The organism is Amycolatopsis keratiniphila subsp. keratiniphila (assembly GCF_001620365.2).
Taxonomy (GTDB): domain Bacteria; phylum Actinomycetota; class Actinomycetes; order Mycobacteriales; family Pseudonocardiaceae; genus Amycolatopsis; species Amycolatopsis keratiniphila.
The window spans coordinates 10595-14641 of the sequence record NZ_LQMT02000043.1; the positions used below are offsets into that span (position 1 = coordinate 10595).

Genomic DNA, 4047 nt, shown 5'->3' on the forward strand with positions numbered 1-4047 from the left:
CGCGTTCGCCGGGCTGCTCGCTCGTCCCGCCGTGCTCGCGCGGTTCGGCGAACTGGCCGGGGACGGTGAGACCTGGCGGGATCGCCTCGTCCGGTACCTGCGCGAGGAAAAGGAACTCGGCAGGCTGGACGGCGATGTCGACGCGGCGGCGGCGATGCTGGTCGGCGTCTGCCACGAATCGGTGCTCACCGCGCTGCTCCCGCACGGCCCGCGAGTGACGACCTCACCGGCCGTGAAAGCCGTGGTCAAGACGGTGCTGGAGGGTATCGCGGTGCGCTGATTCCCGTGACGGGTTGATCGGCGGGCGTTCTGGGTAACCCGGTTGTGCGACTTCAGCAGGGAGGTCGCGCGCGAGGGGAAGGGTGGCTCCATGATCAACATCGCGGAGCATCCGGTGCCGGGAACCTGGGTGCTCGACCTGCGGGCCACGACGCCACGGGCGTTGCCGGACATGCGCGCCTGGGTGGTCAGATGCCTTCCCGATCTCGGCGAGGGGCATCGCGACGACGTCCTGCTGGCGGCGACGGAGCTCGTCGCCAACGCTTATGTGCACGGGGGTGGCGCACGCCACATCCAGCTGTGGCGCGGCGTGTCGCCGTGTGCCGTCCGCATCGAAGTCGCCGATGTCAGCGTCGAACAGCCGCGGGCGCGGTGTTCGCAGATCGAGGATCCCCGCGGGCGCGGCCTCCTCGTCGTCGACGGGGTCGCCGTGCAGTGGGGTGTCCGTCGCGAGCCGGTGCGCGGGGGGAAGCTCGTCTGGGCGCACATCCGGTGCGACGGCGGCTGTCCGGAAGCGCTTCCGCGTATGAAGCGCTCCCGGAACTGACCTGCCTCAGACGGCTCGGCGTGCGGTGAGCAGGCCGAGCGCGGAGATGGCGGCGAATCCGAACAGCAGCCACCTCGCCGACGTGACCACCGAAGCGCCGCCGAGGTTGACCAGCAGGCCGGCGACCGCCGCGCCGAACGCGGTCGACATCGTGAGCACCGTCGCGATCGCGGCCGCCGCCTGCCCGCCCTCGCCGTCCGGGGCGGAGGTCATCGCCGCGACGGACAGATGGGGCATCGCGAGGCCGATTCCCGTGCCGCCGAAGAAGAGCACCGGCAGCCAGGCGAGTACGACGGGCAGCGGCGGTTGCCCGGTCTGCAGGAGTCCCAGCACGGCGAACCCGATGGCGAGACAGGCGGGCCCGGCGAGCACCAGCCGTCGTGTCTTACCGGCCGAAGCGCTGACGAGCTGGCTCACCGACCACCCCAAGGAGAGCGCGGCGGCGAAGAATCCCGCCGCCGCGGGCGGAAGTCCGCCCAGCCGCTGCCCGAACAGCGGCAGGAACGTCTCCACCGCGACGCCGGACGCCAGCACCATGATCGTCAGGTAGATCCACCGCGACCGCGAGCCACGTCGGTAGACCGAAGCGGGCAGCACACTCGCCGCTGAACGGTTCTCCGTCATCAGGAACGCGCCCACGAACACGAGACCCGCCGCGATGAGGGCGGCCATCGCGAGGGCGTCGGACAGGATCCCCGCCACGCTCACCGCTCCGGCGGCGCCGACGATCAGTGTCAGCGAAACGACCGGGACCGGCGGTGCCTGCGCCGGGCGTCCGCCGCTGGGGAGCGCTCGGGGCACGAAGACCGCCAGCACGGCCGCCGCCACGGCGAGGACCGCGAAGGCGGAGCGCCACGAACCGAACTGTGCCGAGAACCCGCCCAGCGCCGGGCCCACGAAGTTGCCAACCCCGAACATCGCGGAGATCAGCGCGCTTCCCCGGCTCCACAACCGAGGCGGCAGCGCCGAATGGATCACGGCGAAGCCCAGTCCGGTCAGCAGACCGGCGCCGAGGCCCTGCGTCCCGCGGCCGAGCAGGAGGACCGGCATCGACGGGCTCGCGGCGCACACCACCGAGCCCGTGGCGAAGACGCCGAAACCGGCCAGATAGGAACCTTTGCCGCCGAAGCGCGAGAGCGCCTGGCCCACCAGCATGGTCGCGACGACCTGGGCGACCAGGAACGCCGTCATGGTCCAGGCGTACAACGACCGTCCGCCGATGTCGTCGATCGCCGTTGGCAACAGGCTCGCCGCCACGTAGATGGTGATCGCGCCGACGAGCACGCCACCCGCCAGTACCGACGCGGTGCTCGAATAGCGGCCCAGTTCCCGCCACGACCCGACGTCTTGCCCGATGTTCACGCGGTTCTCCTCGCTGTCGAAAGGATTGCGCTTCGCATCCTGTCGGCGCGGGGAGCCCCGGTAATCGGACAAATCAGACGTGAATCACGTCACATTCCGACGCGGCCTTCGATCGCGGCGCGGGCGGCCTCGACCGACTTCCGGACGACGACTTCCGTCGAGTAGCCCTGTTTCGTGAACACTCCGTCGAGGTAGAACGTGCCGTAGCCGTGCGCCTGGGTGAACAACTGCTCCATCAGTTCGAGTCCGTCCTCCGGCCGGTCCGCGACGGTGAGGCAGAGCATGACGAACTGGTCGGTCAGGCGCCGGGTCTGCTCGTGCAGCGCGACGTGCTCCGGGCCCTGCAGGCCGTCCGAGTAGATGATGTTCATCCCGGCCCGGCGTTCGATCAGGTACTTCGTGTACGCGCCGGCGGCCGCGGCGAGTGCGGCGACCGGCTCGCTCTCGGCCTCGATGGCGTCGTGCACCCTGTCCGCCAGCTGGCAGGCGACCTTCGCGGCGATCGCGGCCAGCAGGCTTTCCTTGTCCGGGAAGTGCCGATAGGGGGCGCCGGGACTGACCTTCGCGCGCCTGGCGACCTCGGCGACGGAGAACGCGCCGAGCCCTTGTTCGGCGATCAGGTCGAGGGAGACCCGGACGAGTTCGGCGCGAAGGTCGCCGTGATGGTACTTGCCGCCCATGTCGTGGATCACACCGTCCCGGTCGCGGAATATGTAAGAGCCCTCTTACGCTGGTTGTAAGTGACCTCTTACATGGTCTCACTGTTTCTCGGAGGGTTTCATGACGACGACCACGCACGCCATCGCCGCGCCGTCCCCGGGCGCCGCACTGTCGCCGACGACGATCGAGCGTCGCGACCTGCGTCCGGACGACGTGCTGATCGACATCGCGTACGCGGGGATCTGCCACAGCGACATCCATCAGGTGAAGGAGGACTGGGGCAGCGCGATCTTCCCGATGGTGCCCGGTCACGAGATCGCCGGCGTCGTCGCCGCGGTCGGCTCCGACGTGACGAAGTACCAGGTCGGCGACCGGGTCGGGGTCGGCTGCATGGTCGATTCCTGTGGCGAGTGCGAGTACTGCCTCGCGGGCACCGAGCAGTTCTGCGTAAAGGGCAACATCCAGACCTACAACGGCGTCGGTTTCGACGGCGAGAACACCTACGGCGGTTACAGCCGCCAGATCGTCGTGAAGGACGCCTTCGTCTGCCGCATCCCGGAAGGCATCGGCCTCGACGTCGCCGCCCCGCTGCTGTGCGCGGGCATCACCACCTACTCCCCGCTGAACCGCTGGGGTGCCGGGCCGGGCAAGAAGGTCGCCGTCGTCGGCCTCGGCGGGCTCGGGCACATGGCGGTCAAGATCGCGGTCGCCATGGGCGCCGAGGTCACCGTGCTCAGCCAGAGCCTGAAGAAGCAGGAGGACGGCCTGAAGCTGGGCGCGAAGGACTACTTCGCGACCGGTGACGCGTCTACGTTCAAGGCGCTGCGCGGCCGTTTCGACCTGATCCTCAACACCGTTTCGGCGACGCTGCCCGTCGACTCCTACCTCGGCATGCTGCGCGTCGGCGGCGCGATGGTGAACGTCGGCGCTCCCGGCGAACCGTTGTCCTACAACGCCTTCTCGCTGCTCGGCGGGAACAGGGTGCTCGCAGGGTCGATGATCGGCGGGATCGCCGAGACCCAGGAGATGCTCGACTTCTGCGCCGAGCACGGGATCGGCGCGGAGATCGAGACGATCTCGGCCGACCAGGTGAACGTGGCCTACGACCGGGTCGAGAACAGCGACGTCCGCTACCGGTTCGTCATCGACGCGGCGACCATCGGCGCCTGACGCCAAGCGGGTCGTGAGCGGCGATTCGG

4 protein-coding genes and 1 pseudogene are annotated in these 4047 nt (G+C 69.5%); 3 read left to right on the plus strand and 2 right to left on the minus strand.

Annotated features, from left to right (window positions below):
- A pseudogene (locus AVR91_RS44095) lies at positions 1 to 280 on the plus strand (TetR/AcrR family transcriptional regulator); the annotation flags it as partial.
- A gap of 90 nt (positions 281 to 370) precedes the next feature.
- A complete protein-coding gene (locus AVR91_RS39935) occupies positions 371 to 826 on the plus strand; it encodes an ATP-binding protein (RefSeq protein ID WP_016335272.1) in 456 nt (151 codons plus the stop codon).
- A gap of 6 nt (positions 827 to 832) precedes the next feature.
- On the opposite strand, the gene AVR91_RS39940 is transcribed toward AVR91_RS39935, so the two are convergent.
- Together AVR91_RS39940 and AVR91_RS39945 are read right to left on the minus strand one after the other, a co-directional pair.
- Positions 833 to 2188, minus strand: coding sequence for an MFS transporter (locus tag AVR91_RS39940; RefSeq protein ID WP_063276898.1), 1356 nt, complete (start codon positions 2186 to 2188; stop codon positions 833 to 835).
- A gap of 89 nt (positions 2189 to 2277) precedes the next feature.
- Positions 2278 to 2880 carry a TetR/AcrR family transcriptional regulator gene (locus tag AVR91_RS39945; RefSeq protein ID WP_063276897.1) on the minus strand — a complete coding sequence of 201 codons (603 nt, stop codon included), beginning with the start codon at positions 2878 to 2880 and terminating at the stop codon, positions 2278 to 2280.
- A gap of 88 nt (positions 2881 to 2968) precedes the next feature.
- On the opposite strand from AVR91_RS39945, the gene AVR91_RS39950 reads away from it, so the two are divergent.
- Entirely contained in the window at positions 2969 to 4018 is a 1050-nt protein-coding gene (locus tag AVR91_RS39950) for an NAD(P)-dependent alcohol dehydrogenase (RefSeq protein ID WP_016335269.1), read from the plus strand.
- The last annotated feature ends 29 nt before the right edge of the window (positions 4019 to 4047 follow it).

Bases quoted from the DNA above. Each gene is read 5' to 3' on its own strand.
- AVR91_RS39935 (WP_016335272.1), top strand. From the start codon at position 371: ATGATCAACATCGCGGAGCATCCGGTGCCGGGAACCTGGGTGCTCGAC.
- AVR91_RS39950 (WP_016335269.1), top strand. From the start codon at position 2,969: ATGACGACGACCACGCACGCCATCGCCGCGCCGTCCCCGGGCGCCGCA.